Raw genomic sequence first — 19,236 nt, 5'->3', positions numbered from 1 at the left:
AGGCTGTCTCAAAAGGACAGTCTCTTTTTAGTATTTCATTGAAAAAAGATTTCGATATTTTGAATAAAAAAAATATCTTGGAAAAAAGAAGATATAAGTCAAAAAAGCAGTCTGTTTTAGGCTGCTTTTGACATTTTCTTTAGATTGTGGGCAATTGCGAGTATGCCGATTTCTACCTCGACTTTATTTTTTCCCCGAAGCATGAATCGTTTAAAATTTTTGTTGTGTTTGAGCTCTGCAAAAACAGGTTCAATATCATGGCATCTTTGTTTTCTGAGTTTGATGCCCTTGCTGGTATTAAGAAGTTTGAAAACCTTTTCTCTGATTTTTGCCAATTTAGGATTGTTTTGTGAAGTGGTTATTTGTCCCGATTTCTGATCTTTTCTGAAGTAATTATATTTAACATAAGCTTTTATTTTCTTAGATTTTAACAAGTTGTAATTTTCTTCTGAGCCATAACCAGCATCAGCAACAAGCTCTTTGGGAGCTTTATGATAGCTTTCTTCAAAACCCAGTAAATGAGTCGCTAATGTTTTGGTGTCTGTTGGGTTGGGATGAATTGAATAATGTAAAATGAATTGTCTATGGGTAGAAATTTGTAGATTGTAAGCGGGTTTTAGTTGTCCGTTTCGCATATGATCCTCCTTCATTCGCATAAAAGTAGCGTCTGTATCGGTTTTGGAATAGGAATTTCTATCTTCTAATAATTCTTGCTGTTTTTTATATTTCTCTAAATTATCTGCCCAGTTTTTCTTAGCATAATTCAGTTTCTGACGAACTTTTGAAGCTACTTTTTTATCTTTCAAAACTTCATTGATCTTTTCGATGGTTTGAGTTACTTTTTCAGAATCTACTTCTTTAAAATCAATACTTTCTGTATTTTCAAGCTCGTCTTTGGCAACTGTTTCTGCATAGTTCCAAAGCTCTTCTAATTGCTCTGCAATCCTTTCTTTGTGTTTTTTGACAGCTCTTCCCCAAACAAAAGTATAGCGATTGGCATTGGCTTCTATCTTGGTGCCATCTACAAAAGTGGTTTTCAGACTTACCAAACCTTCCTTTTCCAAAAGAAGAACAATTTGTGTGAAAATAGCTTTAATCTCACCTTTCAATCGTTCACTACGGAACCTGTTTAAGGTGTTATGATCGGGACGGCTCATTGCAGAGAGCCACATAAAATGGATGTTTTCTTTCAAGGCCTGCTCCATTTTGCGGCTTGAATAGATATTGCTTAAATAGCCATAAATCAAAACTTTCAAAAGCATTTTCGGGTGGTAGCAAGATGTTCCGCCAGGTTTGTAGGTTTTAATTAAGCTTTTGATATCCAAGCCATCAATAATGTTTGAAACAATTTTCACAGGATGTCGCTCATCAATCAACTCCGATAAATTGGGAGGAAAAAGCAGATTTTCTTTGGGGGTGTAATCTTTAAAGACTACTTTTGACGTACTTAACACAATGCAAATTAATCAATTTGCAACTATTAGGAAAGCGAAAGCTTTCCTTTTTGCATAAAAAAGGCTATCTCTTTTGAGACAGCCTCTTTTTATTGATGATCTATTGAAAGTTTTATTCTTTGATGAATTTTTTAATCAGGTCTCCGGACTGAATGATATAAGCGCCTTTTACAAGCTGGCTTATATCGATTCTATTTCTTTCCATTTTTCCCGAAAGAATCAGGTTTCCAACCATATCAAATATCTTATAATCTTTGGATGACGGATTTATTATTGTTAACTCATCTTTTGCAGGATTAGGATATATGGATGATGTTGTATTCTTAAGGTTTAAATCAGAAACAGATAATGATGTTAAATCTGCTTTTAACAGTGAACCTGCAAAAAGGTCAGTAATAAACAGAGTGCTGTTTTTTGTAGCTAATCCTGAAGGATAATTGAATTCACTAGAAATAACGGCATCTGATACTGTAGGATTAGATTCAGTAATATTGAATTTTGAAATTTTGGCAGCCCCTGCCTCACTAATAAATAGTTCTTTACCGTAAGAAGTGAGACCTGATGGATAGCTTAATCCTTGTACAACCACAGTAGGTGGCGCGGTATCATTTAATTTAACCATTGAGACTCTGCCATCCATTCGCTCTGTGAAATAAAGTGAATTGCCAATAATTTCAATTTCAAACGGAAGTATTGCGGGGCATACATCTATCAATTGGGGTGCTGGTTGGCTGATATCTATTTTTTGAATTTTGTTAGCCGTATTAGCAGCTATATATAATTCATTTCCAACAAACTCAAGACCAAGAGGACTGCTTACATTATTGATAACAAGTTCAGGAGCTGGATTTGGAACATTAAGATTGATCTTGGAAATTCGATCCGCGCCATATTCTGAAATATATAATATATGATCTTTTAATGCCAGTCCATAAGGCCTGCTTACCCCTGTTACCACGTCAACAGGTGGTGCGGTAGGATTATCAATACTGACTTTGATAACTTTGTCGAGATAGTAAATGCCAATATACATTTCATTGCCATCTATGATCATAGGGTTAGGAGCGTTTAAATTTCCTATAAAGAGGTTGGCAGTTGTCTGTGAATTCACTGTGTTTCCTGCTAATACAAGCAAAAAAAATAAGAAGTAAAATTGTTTCTTCATTGTTATTTTTATTTAGAATAATTATATATATAATACAAAAGTATTTTATTCTAAAAACAATGACAAGAAGAGAAACATGATATTTTCCCGTTAAAAATCAATTTTATTTAATTTAAAAACTGAGTTTTCCAGGTGATGGTTGGAAAGGTTGATGACAAAATGATGCAAAGGTGCTAAAATAGAAATGTTTCCTCTTTTAATATAAAAAGAAGAAAAGGAAGAAAAACTATGCAATAGTTATTTTATGAATACTACTTAATTTTATTAGGTTCATAAAAGAACAGAAGCTTTTTGCTGGCTCCATCAAATTCAGACCACGAATTGCAGTCTATCTCAAACCCGGCTACTCCGCAGGTTGGAAAATGAAAAATATCTTCGGAAATAGAATTCGCAAAATTAGAGATTCCGTTATTATGTGAGAAGAAAGCTACTGAGCTGTGGTCGTCATTCAGGTTGTAAATTACAGATTCAAAATTTCGTTCCGATGGATTATAAAGCTTCTCATCAGTCATAAAATTCAACTGATAAGTTTGATTGAAAATCTTGCATGTATTCAATGCCCGAACCGCCGGACTGGATACCAGATAATCAATTGCAATATTATTGGTTTTTAAGAATCTGGACATGTTCATAGCGTCTTCCAATCCCTTGTCTGCCAAAGGTCTGTCAAAATCTTCTGTTTCCTCCGGCCAGTCGCTCTTTGCATGTCTCACTAGAATGAGTTTCTTCATAATTTCGTTTTTTGGAAGATTAAAATTATAAAAAAAAATATGGAATGAAACATCATTTATAAAAAAAACTACGTTATGAATAAAATCATTAAAATTTACTAAATTTGCAAACCTATGGGACAAATCCTTGCAATAGACTACGGAAAGGCGCGTTGTGGTATCGCTGCAACAGATGATATGCAGATTATTGCAAGTGGTCTGGACACTGTTGAAACAAAATTTTTATTGATTTTTTTGAAAAAATATACCAGTGAAAATAAGGTTGATGATGTAGTGGTCGGGCTTCCTGTAGATTTAAAAGGAAATATTTCCGAAGTGGAAACTGATATTTTAAAATTCATAGAAGAATTTAAAAAAGAATTTCCAACCATTCCCGTTCACCGTTTTGATGAGAGATTCACTTCCAAAATGGCTTCCTTTTTTATATCCCAAAGTGGGAAGAATAAAAAAAAGAGACAGGAAAAGGGATTAATAGATAAAGTAAGTGCAACTATTATATTGCAGAATTTTTTAGAACAAAGAACAAGATGATTCTACCAATAAGAGCCTTTGGGGATCCTATTTTAAGAAAAGTAGGCAAAGATATAGACAAAAATTATCCCGATTTAGAAGAACTTATAGATAATATGTTCGAAACTATGAACAGTGCGAACGGAATTGGCCTTGCTGCTCCGCAGATTGGTCTTGATATTCGTTTGTTTGTTATCGATGTAACTCCGTTGGCTGAAGATGAAGATTACGAGGATATCCAGGATGAGCTGAGAAATTTTAAAAAGGTTTTTATCAATGCTCAAATTCTTGAAGAATCCGGAGAAGAATGGAAGTTTAATGAAGGTTGTCTTTCGATTCCTGACGTAAGGGAGGATGTGAAGAGAAAAAGCACAATTTTGATTGAGTATTATGACGAAAATTTTGTGAAGCATAAAGAAACTTTTTCCGATATTAGAGCCCGCGTAATTCAGCATGAATATGATCATATTGAAGGAACGTTATTTACTGATCATCTCAGTGCTTTGAAAAAGAAATTGGTGAAAGGTAAGCTGTCAAAAATATCTCAAGGTGATGTAAGCATCAATTATAAGATGAGATTTCCGAAATAGAGTTAAATAAGTAAAATAAAAATAATACGCAGTAAAAGGTCCAGGCCGATTACTAAAAATTAAAAAAATAAAATTATGTTGTTAGAAAAAATAATTTCAATTGCTGGAAAACCAGGGCTTTATAAATTAGTTTCTCAATTAAGAAACGGATTTATTATTGAAGATGTAACTACAAAGAAGAAAGTAAGTATTGGAAATTCAAGCCAGGTGAGTTTGTTGGATAATATTGCGATGTTTACATTTGATAAGGAAGTTCCTTTATTTGAAGTTTTTGAAAATGTTGCTAAAAACCATGATTATAAGGAAACAATTTCTCATAAATCTTCAGACGCTGAGTTAAAGGAATTCATGGGAGCTTCCCTTCCTAATTATGATACTGAAAGAGTATACAGTTCAGATATCAAGAAATTAGCACAGTGGTATAACATCTTACATAAGGCAGGATATATTACTCCTGAAAGCTTTGTGAAGGCAGAACCTGAAACATTGGATCCGGCAAACCCAGAAGTAGAATTGGCTGAAAAGGCAGCTCCTAAAAAAGCGGCTCCAAAAGCTGAAAAGCCAGCAGCTCCGAAAGTAAAAGCTACTTCAGCAGCTAAAGCAGCTCCGAAAAGTACCCATACTAAAAAAGGATAATTCATTTTTGAATTTAAAATACAGCCTTGTTGAGCGTTTTCTCGACAAGGCTTTTTTGTGCGGTTATTTGAAGAGGGTAAAGAATAAAGAATAAAGAATAAAGAATAAAGAATAAATTGATAGATATACATAATCTGTAATTTTGCTTCTAACTTCTAACTTCTAACTTCTAACTTCTAACTTCTAACTTCTAACTTCTAACTTCTAACTTCTAACTTCTAACTCCTCAACTTTTCATCCGAAGTTTTGCACCCAAGTTAAAATAACCCTTACATTTGTATGAGTTTGAATTCTCATTTACTTATGAATACTAAACAAGAAAAACTAGAAGCTTTCAGCCGATTATTGGATATTATGGATGACTTACGTGAAAAGTGTCCATGGGATCAGAAACAGACTTTACAATCGCTCCGTCACTTGACACTTGAAGAAACCTACGAACTTTCTGATGCGATCCTTCAGGAAGATTTGCAGGAAATAAAAAAGGAACTGGGGGATGTTTTGCTTCATTTGGTTTTTTATTCTAAAATAGGTTCGGAGAAGGGTAGTTTCGATATCGCAGATGTTATTAATTCTTTGAACGAAAAGCTTATCTTCCGTCATCCCCATATTTACGGGGATACAGAAGTTAAAGATGAAGAAGAAGTAAAAAAGAATTGGGAAAAACTAAAATTAAAAGAAGGTAATACATCGATTTTAGGAGGAGTTCCTAAAAGCCTACCTAGTATGGTAAAAGCTTATAGAATTCAGGATAAAGTAAAGGGAATTGGTTTTGAATTCCATGACGCTGAAGATGCCTGGAAAAAAGTAGATGAGGAATTGGCGGAATTCCATGCAGAAACTGATTTGGTAAAAAAAGAACAGGAACTGGGTGATGTGTTTTTCTCATTAATCAATTACGCCCGGATTTCTAATATCAACCCTGATTCTGCTCTGGAGCGAACCAATCTGAAGTTTATTTCCAGATTTCAAAAGATGGAAGAAATGGCTCTAGAGAGAAATTTAAAATTAGAGAATATGTCTTTAGAAGAGATGGATCTTCTTTGGGATGAGGCTAAACTATTAAATAAAAATTAATGAAAATGTATATAGTCTGCGCAATAACTTCTCTTTTGTTAGTTGGATGCAATCCGAAAACACAAAGTGAGCAACCTAAAGAGGATACTTTAAAAGTGGAATTTTCATTACCTAAAAAATTAAAAGAAATCTCGGGGATTGCCTTGTCTGATGACCAGAAGACCATCTGGGCAATAGAAGACCAGGGGAATAAAAATGTGGTGTACGGATTAGACAGACAAGGAAATCTGATAGCAGATGTTCTTGTTGAGAATGGTGAAAATAACGATTGGGAAGAGATTACTAAGGATACAAAAGGAAATATTTACATTGGTGATTTTGGAAATAATGATAATGACAGGCAGAATCTTGCTATTTTAAAACTTGATCTAAAGGACACATCTCAAAAAACTACACAGGTAATTCAAACCACAAAATTTCGTTACGAAGGACAAACGGAATTCCCACCAAAAAAGTCAAACTGGTTATACGACTGTGAAGCGTTCATAGAAATGAATGGGAGTTTTTATCTTTTTACTAAAAACAGAAGCAAAGGATTTGACGGGACTTTTCTTGTTTTCAAAGTTCCTAATGCAGAAGGAGATTTTGAAGCTAAGCTTATTGGAAGGCTAAAACTTAATGGAAAGTATAGCGATGCAGCTATTACCTCTGCAGCCATTAACAGCAAACAGGATCAGATTGTCTTATTGAGTCATAAGAATATTCATCTTCTTACCGGATTTACCTCTGATGACTTCAGTACAGCTAAAATTGAAAAAGTTCCATTAAATCATAATTCACAGAAAGAATCTGTTGTCTTTCTAAACGATAGAACATTATTAATTGCAGACGAAAAGGATAAAGCAACAGGTGGAAAAGTATATCAATTTTCTTTTTAAATTGTAACCAATATAGGCTCTGCTTTAATGTATGTGACATTTTTTACTGCAATGAGGCAATTTATTTCATTGACTTTTCATCCTATTTGTCATTGACTTCGTCGAACTTTTAATTTTTGGAAGAATCTAAGCTCGCTATCCATATATAGATATTTCCTGAGCTTCATTATTGCCAATATTATGTAATCTATAAAACCTGTGAGGGAATATTTTTATCTCGCAGATTACGCAGTTTATAAAAAAATCAAAGATTTTTTTATAAACTTTTGTGTACTTCTTATGCAGGATGTATTAAACTTTAATATCTCAAGTGTTTAAAATTTTTGTGACTTTTATGGTTTTATTTTTTCCCACAGATTGCCTTTAGATTTACACAATGAATTAGTATTAAATTAGATAATAATTATATTCTGAAGAACCAGAGAAAATAAAGTGAACTAAACAGATTTCCAGAACAGAACTATTCTGAGTATCAGACTTTATTTTCTCTTTTGAATATCTGCCATTTAGAATGTTAAGCATTAAGGCTTATTAAAGGTTTTAGCATTATTCAAAATGGTTCATTCAGGATAAATCCTAAATCCAAAGTTATGAAAAGTTATTTTATAGGAATTGATATTTCCAAAGATACCTTGGATGTTTGTATCATGAGTGATTCTGAAGAGAAAGACATTTTTTTTAAAGTTGAAAATACTCTATCAGGAATTGAAAGTATGATTTCAAGAAACATCCCAGAGAATGCTCAATTGTGGTATTGCTTTGAAAATACAGGAAATTATGGGCTGCTCCTTGCCAGGATATTGGAAAGCCAAGAAATAAGCTATTATCAGGTCCCGGCTCTCGAAATAAAATTAAGTCAGGGAATACAAAGAGGAAAGAATGATCGAGTTGATGCCTGGAGGATTGCCAAGTATGCAAAAACATATTGCAAAGAACTTAAACCTTATCTCCTTCCCAGTAAAGAACTGCTTAAGATAAAAAATCTTCTTACCTACAGAAATCATTTGATAAAGGTAAGAACACAGTTCAAGAATGAGATAAAAGCTTTTTATCAGATCAATAAAATAGCTGATGTAAGTTTTGAAATTAATGATATTATGGGCCATATACAGCAACTGGATAAAAATATAGCATTAGTTGAAGAAAAAATAAAACAGGAAATCCATAATCAACAACACCTCAACCGAAACTTTGAAAAAATAACCAAAGTGAAAGGGGTTGGATTCCTCACAGCAGCTTATATGATTGTATTAACGAATAATTTTACAAGTTTTCAAAACCCAAGGAAATTCAACTGTTATGCAGGGATTGCTCCTTTTGAGCATACATCAGGAACAAGTGTTCAAGGCAAAACTAAAACAAGTAAACTTAGAAATAAAAGAATTAAAACGATTCTTTTTAATGGTGCTAATTCTGCCGTAATTTATGATGAAGAATTAAAATCTTATTACCAAAGAAAAAAACAACAGGGAAAAGCACATAATTCTATTATCAATGCTGTATGCTGTAAAATTGTATATAGAATATTTGCTGTCGTAAAAAGGGAAGAACCTTTTGTAAATTTAACAAGATATAATTTGCATATGTCTTAGAATACTCAGATTAACACAGATGTTAATGTTGGTTTTCTCGCAGATTTTGCTGATTACGCAGATTATAAAAATCGGAGATTTTTATAAACTTCTGTGTTCTTTATATACAACATCTATTGAACTTCAATATCTCAAGTGTTTAAGACTTTTGTGACTTTTGTGGTTTTATTTTTGTGTAATAATATTCTTAGAAATTCATTCCTACTCCTGCTGAAACCCTTCCTCCATCGGAACCATAGAAATAGTTTAATCTAGCGGAAAACATTTCAACGACACTCATCCAGAAACCGATTCCTGCAGCCTGATGCCATTTTTTAGAATTTTCATTGTCATTCCAAACACGTCCGATATCGTAACCAATTAAAACGCCCATATTAGCCGGAACAATATTATTTCTCACTCTTCCAAAGTCCCAACGGACTTCAGAATTATTAGTAAAATAAGACTTTCCGGAAAAACGATCATTTCTAAAAGCTCTTAAGCCGTTGTTCCCACCAATACTTGCTGCCTGGTAGAATTCAAAATTGTTATTATTGATCCATCTTGTATTGCTGGAATTGGCAAATACAAATTTTCCGCTTTTGTCGATTCTATGATCTACAGTTAAAGTTCCGCTTAAACTTAGGAAGTTTCTGTTGAAATCGGAAAGATTGGTTTTCCAGTCTGCATTTAAAATAAATATCATTCCTAAGGTAGGGAAAGCGTTATTATCTAAGTTTTTATAGCTGAATGTATAATTGGCTCCTGCAAACTGCTGGCTGTTGAACACTTGAGGGTTTACATCCGGAGACAGGTCTACAAAACGGTCACCGTTTCTCTGTACTTTATTATCTTCAAAGGTCAGTTGGAATCGGTGCTCCAAATTAAGCCAGCTCTTTTTAGAGATGGAAGGAGCAAAATTGAATTTTGAAATTCTAGCCCTGTTATACTTTCGTTCAGTATGTGGCTTGTCATACTCGCTTTCATTCGATAATCCAAAGAAGTTTTCAGCAAAGCGGGGAGTGGTGTAAGATGCATCTAGGTTAAAATCCCATCCTGAAATCGCCTTTTTAAATATCCCCTGATACGCCAGACTAAATCCTGCAGTAGCAGTATAAAAATTAGCCTTTAGGCTGTGTTTCTGAGTATAAGGATCTCGGATAAAATTATTGACTGTATAGTTGGCCAGAACTCCAATAATTAAACCGTCATCAGGATTGAAGTCCACATTCGGGTATCCTGCGAAGAAATTATATTTAGGATGCTTATAATTATAGGAATTGATATCGTAATCGTCGGAGATATTTTTGGTAGCAGTATCAGCGTTATAGGTATTCTTTTGAGATTTAAAATCGTAGATCTTTACCTTGCTTCCATTGGCTACATTATAAACATCGTGATTATAGCCTCCGATCAGTCTGATATTCATTTTAGGTTTTCCATCTCCGGATACTTCATAAATATCATCATCTTCAAGACCATAGATCCAAAGTTCTTTTGTTTTGGTGTCATCGTAAGTCTTCTCAAAAACGAGTTCAGGATTTTCTTTTTTCTTATCCAGCTTATATTGCTTTACGTTAACGGTATTGCCATTTTTTGTAATGACAAATTTATCGGGATTTACAGTACCTGCAATAGGAACTTTTTCCTGTAAAACATCATAATAACGGGCTGCATAATCCTGAAGCTTTTGTTTTCTGATTTTCAACTTTCTTTGAATATCTGCAATGGTTTCATCCTTTACCTCTTTAGGTAAGTTATTGAAAGCTTCATTAATGTCTGTATCTGTCAGGTTTTCCTGAATATATTTTGCCTGGGCAATCCATTCTTCCTGTGTTGCTCCTTTTAAGAATACTAAGTCTAATGGATAAGGTTCCATATTAAGCCATTTTACATTTTTAATATCTTCTTTAAAGGTTTTCATATGGCGGATTGCCGGAATATTCATGATCACTTTAAAAGCAAATCCATCATATTTACTGAAAGCCTGATCCCGGTCTCTTGGAATAGGCTTGTAGATGGTATGATCTCCATCCTTGTACTCTGCCCATTTCCATTGATCGGAATGCCTGTCCCAGTCTCCGATCAGCATATCAAAAACTCTTGCTCTGATATAAGATTCTTTATCGACTGAGTATTTATAGTTTTTGGTGAAATTTTTCAGAACATCTTCTGTGGATACAATATCACTGGCATTATCAAGTGATTGTAATGTTGCCGGATCAGCAGAAAAACGTTCTTCAATCATATACATTTCATCACCATAATTTTCGTTGTAAGCTCCTAATGCCTGCTGTCTTGGAATATAGTATAATCTTGGATTGCTATGGAAGATATGTACCTTATCAGCGAGATTTCCTACCGAAAATGGAGTAAAAGGATGGCTGGTTGTATAAAAGTCCAGAAGAAATTTATCAGGGAATGTATTATTTAATTCTTCTCCCAAAATACTTTTGTTAAAAGCCATTTTATTCAGAAAACGGACTGCACTTTTTTTAACACCTCTCATGACGAATTCCTGACCGTTTTTGGCTTTTAATCTTAAGCTATTAGATTGATTTCCGCCACCTTCTCTGAAAGGGGTATAACCACCATCAAGTTCAGAAATATTGGCTGTTTTGGCCTCGATTGGTATTCCGTAATATTTTCTGTAATGATCGCCCCAGAGCCATCTGTAAAATTTTCTTTTTTCCGTTAACTCCTCAGGGTAAACAGTCGATGTGATCGTGCTTGGAAAAGAATTAGAGAAGCTATTGGCCAAGTCAGTCGTTTTAGGAATAACACTGATATGGGCCAGTTTTTTAAATTGATTTCCTTTGGTAGAAAAATATTCAACATCTGCACTCTCATCTTTTCTGATGTTGAGTACCGCAAAACCACTGCCTCCATAGGAGAAGTCAGTTTTCTCGGCAATTGTTGCCGGATCTGTTTTAGATCCTGCTCCGCTTACGATTTGCCTGATGTTTCTTTCTACATGATATTGTAAGTTATGATCGTGACCGGAAACAAAAATGACGTTATCTTTATCCTGAACGATACTTTTCAATCTGTTGGCCAGATCTGCATAATGTTGATTGTTAATATCCTCTATACTAGCTCCTGAAGTATTTCTCAACAAGTTAAGAGCGGTAGCTACTCCGGGTGCCGGAATGGTACTTCTTAGCGGGAAAAGATGTGATTTGGCAGAGTTGTAACCTGCGTGCGTTCCCGTACTGATCACTGGATGATGGAGCGCAACAATAACTCTTTTATCCTGGTTTTTAGTGATTAAATCTTTAAACTCATCAAAGAAATCTTCGCGTGTCTTGATGGTGCAGTTTTTATTGATCCCCGGATAGCGGTCCCAGTTAACCAAGGCCCATTCACTGTCAATGACAATTAATTTAATATCTTTGGTAAGGCTGATGTCATCAATAGGGCAGGCATTTTTGGGTAAAAAAGATTTTTTATCGTTCAGGTAATTTTTTACAAATTCTTCTTGGGCTTTTAACCCCTCCAGTCCGTGATACCAATCATGGTTTCCAGGTATCACTAATGTTTTTCCCTTGAAATTTTTTGTAATGACCAGCTGGTTTTCCATTTTTTGCCTGGCCAGAGCATAATCTTTATCACCCTCTTTAGGCATTCCTAAGGGATAAATATTATCTCCGAGAAAAATCAGCATTGAGTTTTGATCAGCGGAATCTAGTTTATTTTTAAGAAAGTTTAAGGTATGCTGCGATTGAATTTCATCCGCATTTCCGGCATCTCCAACTAAGAAAATTTTAAAGTCGTTTTCAGATTTTATATCAGAATTTTTTACTTCCTGTAAGTTTTTACCTTTTTTTACGTTATAGGTAGCACAAGAATAAAGTAGTCCTGATACCAGCAATAATCTAAATGGAATAGAAATTTTTTTTAGAAGCGTTTTAACGGATAAATTCATAAATTTACATTAACAAAAATTCAGGAATGGATATTTTATACAAAGCTAAAAATTATGTCGAGATCTTATTCAAAGATAAGTTATCTTCTGTATATTTCTACCATAATTTTATTCATACTACCTATACGGTCAATAAAGCCGAGGAAATTATGAAGCATACTTCTGTCTCTAAAGAAGATCAGGAAAAAGTTTTATTGGCTCTTTGGTTTCATGATACAGGCTATATTGATTGCGCTCAGAATCATGAAGAGAAAGGAGTTGAGATTTTGAAAAATTTTCTAACAAATGAAAACTATCCTGAAAATTATATTGAAGATGTTTCAAAGCTGATTTTAGCCACAAAAATTACTTATGAGCCTCAGAATTTATTGGAAAAAATAGTTAAAGATGCAGACTGTAGTCATTTTGCCAGCCACGATTATAATGATATCTCTGATGCACTGAGAAAAGAATGGGAACTTACGAACGTAAAATGTTTTTCCAATGATGAATGGAATGCCGGAAATATAGATATGCTCAAGAACAAACATCATTATTATACCGATTATGCCAAGGAAAATTGGGAACCATTAAAGAAAAAGAATATTAAGAAAATCGAGAAGAAGTTGGAGAAAGAAGAGGATAAAAAAGAGAGTTCCGAAAGTAAAGACAAAGAGAATAAAAAGGAGCCTAAATCGGACAGAAGCGTTGATACTTTATTCAGAATAACTTTGAATAATCATACCCGACTGAGTGATATTGCAGATAGTAAAGCAAACATCTTACTTTCAGTAAATGCTATAATTATTTCCGTATGTCTTTCTGTTCTGGTACCGAAACTGGATGCTCCTAAAAACTCACATCTTATTATTCCGAGTTTTATTTTGTTGTTGTCAAGTGTAATGACTATTATTTTTGCCATACTCTCAACCAAGCCTAATGTGACTAAAACAAGATTCACTAATCAGGATGTGGCTGACAGAAAGGTAAATCTTCTGTTCTTTGGAAACTTTCATCAGATGATATTTGATGATTACCATAATGCGATGCGTGATCTGATAAAAGACAGAGATTATATTTATGATTCTATGGTAAAAGATTTATATTATCTGGGAAAAGTACTGGATAGAAAATATAAGCTTTTATCAATAACCTATAAGATTTTTATGGTAGGTATTATTGTTTCTGTACTCTCTTTTGCCTACGCATTTCTTAGTCTATAAATGATTTAATAATAAAAAGATAAAAGATAAAAGATAAAAGATAAAAGATAAAAGATAAAAGATAAAAGATTATCATATACGACAGATGGTTCATAATTTTCAACTATCAACTATCAACTATCAACTATCTAAACCAGAGTAACCCTAAATGCCAGTAAACCGGTAATTCCTTGCAGGTCTTCCACTTTAAGAAATTCAATATCAGACTGCAGAATTTCTTTTTTCTGAAGTCTATGAATGTACTGAAGGTATTCTTTCTGGTTTTCCATTCCGAAATAGACTATCGTAATTTTTCCCGGGCAGGTAATTCTTTCGGTTGAATTTTTAACATGGGCTTTGTCCAGTCTCTTTTTGATAATCTCATAATAAGAATTGTAAGCACCATCTACATCAAAACGCTTTTCATCCATTCTGAAACGGATATCTATTTTCTCGTTATATACAAAAATCAGCGAAGCAATATCCAAAGGAATAGGAAGGTCTTTTTTGAAGCTCTGAAATTCCTGTTCCATTTTGCAAATTGTTTTCAACTGCCAGTATCTCAACTCATGAACTACTTTTGAAGAATAAGGAAGGTCCGGAGCAATATTATGCCCTATATATAAATTATGTTCTATACCGTCCGATTTAAACCTTTCGTAGTAATGAGGAAAGATTTGTTGCGCCTTAATCTGTCTTTCATCAAGTATATCGGCGAGTTTTCTGTTGACTAAAGTTATGGAATCATCCAAGCTTTTTCTGCTGCTATAAAACAAATCGTTTTGAGTGAAAATTTTTGAAAAATAGTCTGCAATCTTCGCTTTTATTTCTGTAGTTCCGACTTCTAGTTTCCCCTGAAGGTAAGGGTGAATATCTTCTCTCAATAATCTTTGAAAGCGTTGTTCAGTATCTGCTTTTATTTCATTATTAAATTCATTTTCAAAAATATCTAAAGCGAGTAAATATTTTTCTGAGTCTGAATTGATGATAGAGAAAATGTCATGCAGGCAGTCGATCTGCTGGTTGAGGTCTTCCAACATCAGGTTAAAACGCTTATCGGAAGAAGACCGGATGTCTGAGAATCCAAATAGGGGAGTAAGGTTCTTAAAGGAAATTTCCTTTAAGCTATACATCTTTTTTGATAAGGATGCATTAAAATACTTTTCCGCTTCATTTCTGAACTTCCATACCACACTATTATGGATGGAAGTATATTCCCGCTGGATAATAGCTTCAATCTGATAGTTTTTTTCAAAGCTAAACCGATTGAGGGAAAAGAGAATGATATCCGTGAAGAACTCAAGCTTTTTAAGCTTTAATCCATTCAGGCTGTTTCGAATAGGAGAGGTAAACTCCATAATAGCTAACAGCTCATTATCTTTCATGATGGGAATGACCATAAAGCTTTTGATACCATTTTCTTTTAAAATACTAAAAGAGGGCTGATTTTTTATTTCCTGATCAAGATGGTCAACATTGGAAACAACGATTGCCTTAGAATTGTTATTGAGATTACTGAAGGTAATTTTTCTTGTTTCTTCATCAAAAGTGTTGATCCAGAAATCAAGGATATGATTGGTAAATAGGTTTTCATAAATCGGAACTTTTTCCAATCTCTGATCTTTATTGTTAAAAAGCATTAATCCAAAATTAAGCTCAGCAACATCAAAATAGGATTTAAAAATTTCAACAAGATTTTCATCAGGAGTCAGGTTTTCCGGGTCTATTCTGATCATACTTGATTTCAAATCAGACAAGGCAACTTCTGTTGTACAGTCTATTAAAGAAATGATGGTAAAACCATTTAAAACCCATGATTCCGAAGGGAAATATTTTTTCCACAGTCTGAAATCATCTAAATTTTCCAGCAACATATCGATCACATCATCAGATGGAATCTTAGCTTTTTCCGTAGGGTAAATATCTAAGAAATCTGCATTAATGGTGATTTTATAATGTTTCATGATTCCCTGCTTATTCGGGATATCATAATATAATGGGAGTGTACTCTTGATATCTCTTTTAAAGTACCTTTGAATGATCACACAGCAGCAGAATACATAATATTCATTATCGTCAATATTTCTGAGTTGTATTTCAAAATCCTTTCCTGCATCTTTAAGGATATTTTTAAATCTCTCAGTATAATTAAACGTAATGTTGGAAAGAGGAATGCTTGCTGCTTTTATTTCATTGGTGGTTAATCCGGTTGGAAATAAATCAGCCAATAGAAGTCTGATGAGGTCTTCGTACTTTTCTAATAATGAAAAATCCTGAAAGCCATCTCTCAGTTCCTGAAAATTTTTTGTTTTATCAATAAGAGATTCAGCATAGTTTACCCGATATTCTAACCGGTCATTATATCGGATATGCTCAAGGACATCCAAATATTTTTTGAATGATATGTAAACCTGAAATGGAGCGTCTTTTTTATAAAGATTTGCCAAAACTGAAAATTATAAAGTAAAGTTATAAAAAAAGCACAACTTTGTGTTGTGCTTCTTTATATTTATATTAATTGTTATAAGCCAAACTGTCTTGCAAACATATCTGGAAATACTCCTAAAATAATGATTGAGGCAATAATACATACCGCAACAATATTATAAGTAAGTGTTACTTTTTCTGAAGTTTTAAATGTTGTTTCTTTAAAGAAAAACATGGCAATGATTAATCTAAGGTAGTAAGCAATTGAAATTGCAGACCCCAGAACCGCTACTAAAACTAAGAAAGCGGCACCATTCATTGCTTGGGAGAATAAGGCAAATTTACCCATAAAACCAGCTGTTAGTGGAACCCCTGCCATTGAAAGCATCGAGATAGCTGCCACAGTAGCCAATAAAGGTTCAGATTTAGCCAACCCTTTGAACGCTCCGAAAGAAGTTTCTCTTTTTAATTTCTCTACCCAGATCAGGCACATAAATACTCCTACTGTAGATAGCGAATAGGCAAATAGATAAAATGCAAGGTTATAGGTAGACAGATTAGTCATTCCAAAGAAAACCAAACCGATATATCCTGCATGAGATACTGATGAGTACGCCAGCATTCTCTTCGCATTGGTCTGTGCAAGACCCATTACATTGGCTAGAAGTAAAGTAATGATCAGGAATACTCCTAAAACATTAATCCATTCATGAGTTACTCCCGTAAAGGCAATGGTCATCAATCTGAAGAATGCAAAGAATCCTGAAATTTTTACAACACTTGCCATAAAAGCAGTGATCAGTGACGGAGAACCATAATATACATCCGGGCTCCACATATGGAAAGGAGCTAAAGCTACCTTAAATGCCAAAGCACACAACATAAGGATAACGCCCAAGATGAACATGACATCTTTAGGATTAGCCGTTCCAAAATCATGAATTTTATATAAATCGAAACTTCCGGTGCTTCCATAAATAAATGCGATACCAAACAACAGGAAACCTGTTGCAAATGCACCCATCAGGAAATACTTGATTGAAGCTTCATTTGATTTCAAATCAGTTTTGTTGGCTCCGGCCATTACATATAAAGGAATAGATAAAATTTCGATACCTAAGAATAAGGTAACCAAATTTTGGTATCCGAAAAGAACAATCCCTCCACAAAGAGCAAATAGCATCAATGCATATAATTCCGACTGATGGCTTCTGTGGTTACTGAATGCAAAACCTCCAAGGAAGAACAACAATAAAGTCGTTACAATTGAAATTTTAGTGAATAGGGCAGTATTAGGGCCATACTCATACATATTTTTATAGTGGTCGAAGAATGAACATTCAGGCATGAAGCTCACATATAATGCGATGATTAACCCCAAAATCCCAATGTATCTTGCGAATTTCCCTTGTTCGAAAACTCCTGAAAACAACGCAGCAACTGCAGTTAGGAAAACAATAATTAAAACACTCATAATATAGATTCGAGATTCGAGATTTGAGACTTAAGGTAAAAACACTGACTTCTCAATTTCATACTCTCTTAATTTTTTAAATTATTTACTTAATCTTTAAATTTTTGAATCTTTCAATCTTTTAATTAATCAAAGATGCATAGATAAACTTCACCGAACTACTCACCATGTCAATTACCGGCTGTGGGAAAATACCTAGTAAAATCACAAAAACCGCTAAACTTGCCAGTACAGAAAACTCTACACCTGATAGATCTTTTGCTGTACTTAATACGGCTTCATTTCCTTTTCCAAACATTGCTTTTCCGTAGAATCTCAATAAGTATACTGCAGAAAGGATAATAGTTAAACCTGCAATTATAGCCGCTAAAACATTGAAATCAAAAACAGATTTAATCAACATAAATTCTCCGATAAATCCGTTAGTTAATGGAACACCCATTGAACCTAACAAGATAAGAAGGAATAATACGGCAAACTTAGGAGCTACTTTCGCTAAACCTCCCATTTGTCTGATATCTCTTGATTTAAATCTCTTATAAAGAATGTCAGCACAATAGAACAAACCAACTACGTTAATACCGTGAGCAAAAGTTTGTACCAAAGCACCCTCAGCTCCTTCAACAGTAAATGTTCCTCTCAGGGTTAAAACAGCTGAAGCAAAAATACCTGCGATCATCAATCCAACGTGAGAGAAAGAAGAATAAGCAATGATTCTCTTCATATCATTCTGGATGATAGCGATCAATGCCCCGTGAAGAATACCCACAATAGCCAGGATAATTACGATTTGTCCTGAGATTCCCATAATAGGAATCGGAGTGATAGGTAATAAGTAACGGAGAACTCCATACACGGCCATTTTCAACATGATCCCTGATAACAACATCGATCCCTGGGTGGGAGAGTAGGTATAGGTATCCGGCTGCCATGTATGAAAAGGGAATATCGGTAACTTCACTGCAAATGCAAAGAATATAAACCAGAATACTACCGTTTGCTGAGTTTCATTAAGCGAAGCATTGTATAGATCGGTTAAAGCAAATGATGCAGAGTGATTGTAAACGTAAATCAATCCTGCTAACATGAATAACGATCCTACAAATGTATATACGAAGAACTTCGTCGTAAATTCAAATCTTTTATTTTCCTGACCCCAAAGCCCGGCAATGAACCAGATTGGAATAAGAGTTACCTCCCAGAAAATGTAGAACAGTAAACCGTCTAGAGCAGTGAAAACTCCTACAAGCCCAAACTGCATCAGCAGGATAAGACCATAGAAAGAATTTCTGTAGCTCACATTTTCGTTGAACGAAGATAAAATAATTAGAGGCGTTAAGATATTGGTCAATAACAAAAGCAGCATGCTCATTCCGTCAATTCCGAAATGCAGAGAGCTCTTGATAAATTGTGACCAAGGATAATTGATTTCATGCTGCAATACACTATCTACCGTCGGAGTAAAATCGAAATCCGATAGTATATAAAATGTAAGAAGCATTTGTATCAATGCAATTCCTAGCGCCAAATATTTGCTGGATTTATTTTTCCAGGCAAAAACTAGTCCCGAACCTACTAGAGGTAAAAGTAATAATGTTAATAATAAACAAGACATTA

The 19,236-nt window shown here is 34.1% G+C and carries 14 protein-coding genes; 7 read left to right on the top strand and 7 right to left on the bottom strand.

The features are described 5' to 3' along the window. Positions 1–116: 116 nt before the first annotated feature. The 3 genes from CJF12_RS10770 to CJF12_RS10760 all read right to left on the bottom strand — a co-directional run bounded on the left by CJF12_RS10770 (position 117) and on the right by CJF12_RS10760 (position 3,350). Positions 117–1,454, bottom strand: a complete 1,338-nt coding sequence (locus CJF12_RS10770; RefSeq protein WP_095591141.1) for an IS1182 family transposase — start codon at positions 1,452–1,454, stop codon at positions 117–119. Positions 1,455–1,566: 112 nt separating this feature from the next. Further along, entirely contained in the window at positions 1,567–2,619 is a 1,053-nt protein-coding gene (locus tag CJF12_RS10765) for a T9SS type A sorting domain-containing protein (protein WP_034683544.1), read from the bottom strand. 251 nt (positions 2,620–2,870) lie between these two features. Next, the gene (locus CJF12_RS10760; protein ID WP_034683596.1) at positions 2,871–3,350 is read right to left on the bottom strand and encodes a SixA phosphatase family protein; all 480 of its coding nucleotides are present in this window, start codon (positions 3,348–3,350) and stop codon (positions 2,871–2,873) included. Between the two features lie 114 nt (positions 3,351–3,464). On the opposite strand from CJF12_RS10760, the gene ruvX reads away from it, so the two are divergent. The 6 genes from ruvX (at position 3,465) to CJF12_RS10730 (ending at position 8,633) form a co-directional block, all read left to right on the top strand. Next, positions 3,465–3,881: a Holliday junction resolvase RuvX gene (gene ruvX, locus CJF12_RS10755; protein ID WP_034683542.1), complete on the top strand. Its 417-nt coding sequence runs from the start codon at positions 3,465–3,467 to the stop codon at positions 3,879–3,881. Continuing rightward, positions 3,878–4,450 carry a peptide deformylase gene (gene def / locus CJF12_RS10750; RefSeq protein ID WP_034683541.1) on the top strand — a complete coding sequence of 191 codons (573 nt, stop codon included), beginning with the start codon at positions 3,878–3,880 and terminating at the stop codon, positions 4,448–4,450. Before ruvX ends, def begins: the two co-directional genes overlap by 4 nt. A 75-nt stretch (positions 4,451–4,525) precedes the next feature. After that, positions 4,526–5,086 carry a DUF5606 family protein gene (locus tag CJF12_RS10745; RefSeq protein ID WP_034683539.1) on the top strand — a complete coding sequence of 187 codons (561 nt, stop codon included), beginning with the start codon at positions 4,526–4,528 and terminating at the stop codon, positions 5,084–5,086. Positions 5,087–5,389: 303 nt separating this feature from the next. After that, entirely contained in the window at positions 5,390–6,163 is a 774-nt protein-coding gene (gene mazG, locus CJF12_RS10740) for a nucleoside triphosphate pyrophosphohydrolase (protein ID WP_034683594.1), read from the top strand. Then, entirely contained in the window at positions 6,163–7,041 is an 879-nt protein-coding gene (locus CJF12_RS10735) for an NHL repeat-containing protein (protein WP_034683538.1), read from the top strand. Before mazG ends, CJF12_RS10735 begins: the two co-directional genes overlap by 1 nt. Positions 7,042–7,631: 590 nt before the next feature. Continuing rightward, complete coding sequence (locus CJF12_RS10730; protein ID WP_034683537.1) at positions 7,632–8,633, top strand: IS110 family RNA-guided transposase; 1,002 nt, start codon at positions 7,632–7,634, stop codon at positions 8,631–8,633. A gap of 187 nt (positions 8,634–8,820) precedes the next feature. On the opposite strand, the gene CJF12_RS10725 is transcribed toward CJF12_RS10730, so the two are convergent. Then, positions 8,821–12,537, bottom strand: coding sequence for a metallophosphoesterase (locus CJF12_RS10725; protein WP_034686508.1), 3,717 nt, complete (start codon positions 12,535–12,537; stop codon positions 8,821–8,823). Positions 12,538–12,563: 26 nt separating this feature from the next. Here CJF12_RS10725 and CJF12_RS10720 point away from each other — a divergent pair, with 26 nt between their 5' ends. Then, positions 12,564–13,739 (top strand): Pycsar system effector family protein, encoded by a 1,176-nt coding sequence (locus tag CJF12_RS10720; RefSeq protein ID WP_034686506.1) that lies wholly within the window; start codon positions 12,564–12,566, stop codon positions 13,737–13,739. Between the two features lie 128 nt (positions 13,740–13,867). On the opposite strand, the gene CJF12_RS10715 is transcribed toward CJF12_RS10720, so the two are convergent. The 3 genes from CJF12_RS10715 to CJF12_RS10705 all read right to left on the bottom strand — a co-directional run bounded on the left by CJF12_RS10715 (position 13,868) and on the right by CJF12_RS10705 (position 19,234). Then, a complete protein-coding gene (locus tag CJF12_RS10715; protein WP_034686503.1) occupies positions 13,868–16,165 on the bottom strand; it encodes a hypothetical protein in 2,298 nt (765 codons plus the stop codon). Between the two features lie 74 nt (positions 16,166–16,239). After that, positions 16,240–17,619, bottom strand: coding sequence for an NADH-quinone oxidoreductase subunit N (locus tag CJF12_RS10710; protein ID WP_034686501.1), 1,380 nt, complete (start codon positions 17,617–17,619; stop codon positions 16,240–16,242). 121 nt (positions 17,620–17,740) lie between these two features. Then, a complete protein-coding gene (locus tag CJF12_RS10705) occupies positions 17,741–19,234 on the bottom strand; it encodes a complex I subunit 4 family protein (protein ID WP_034686499.1) in 1,494 nt (497 codons plus the stop codon). Positions 19,235–19,236 lie beyond the last annotated feature (2 nt).

The sequence above is a fragment of the Chryseobacterium piperi genome (genome assembly GCF_002285635.2).
GTDB lineage: Bacteria > Bacteroidota > Bacteroidia > Flavobacteriales > Weeksellaceae > Chryseobacterium > Chryseobacterium piperi.
This window is presented reverse-complemented; position numbering and strand designations above follow the sequence as displayed.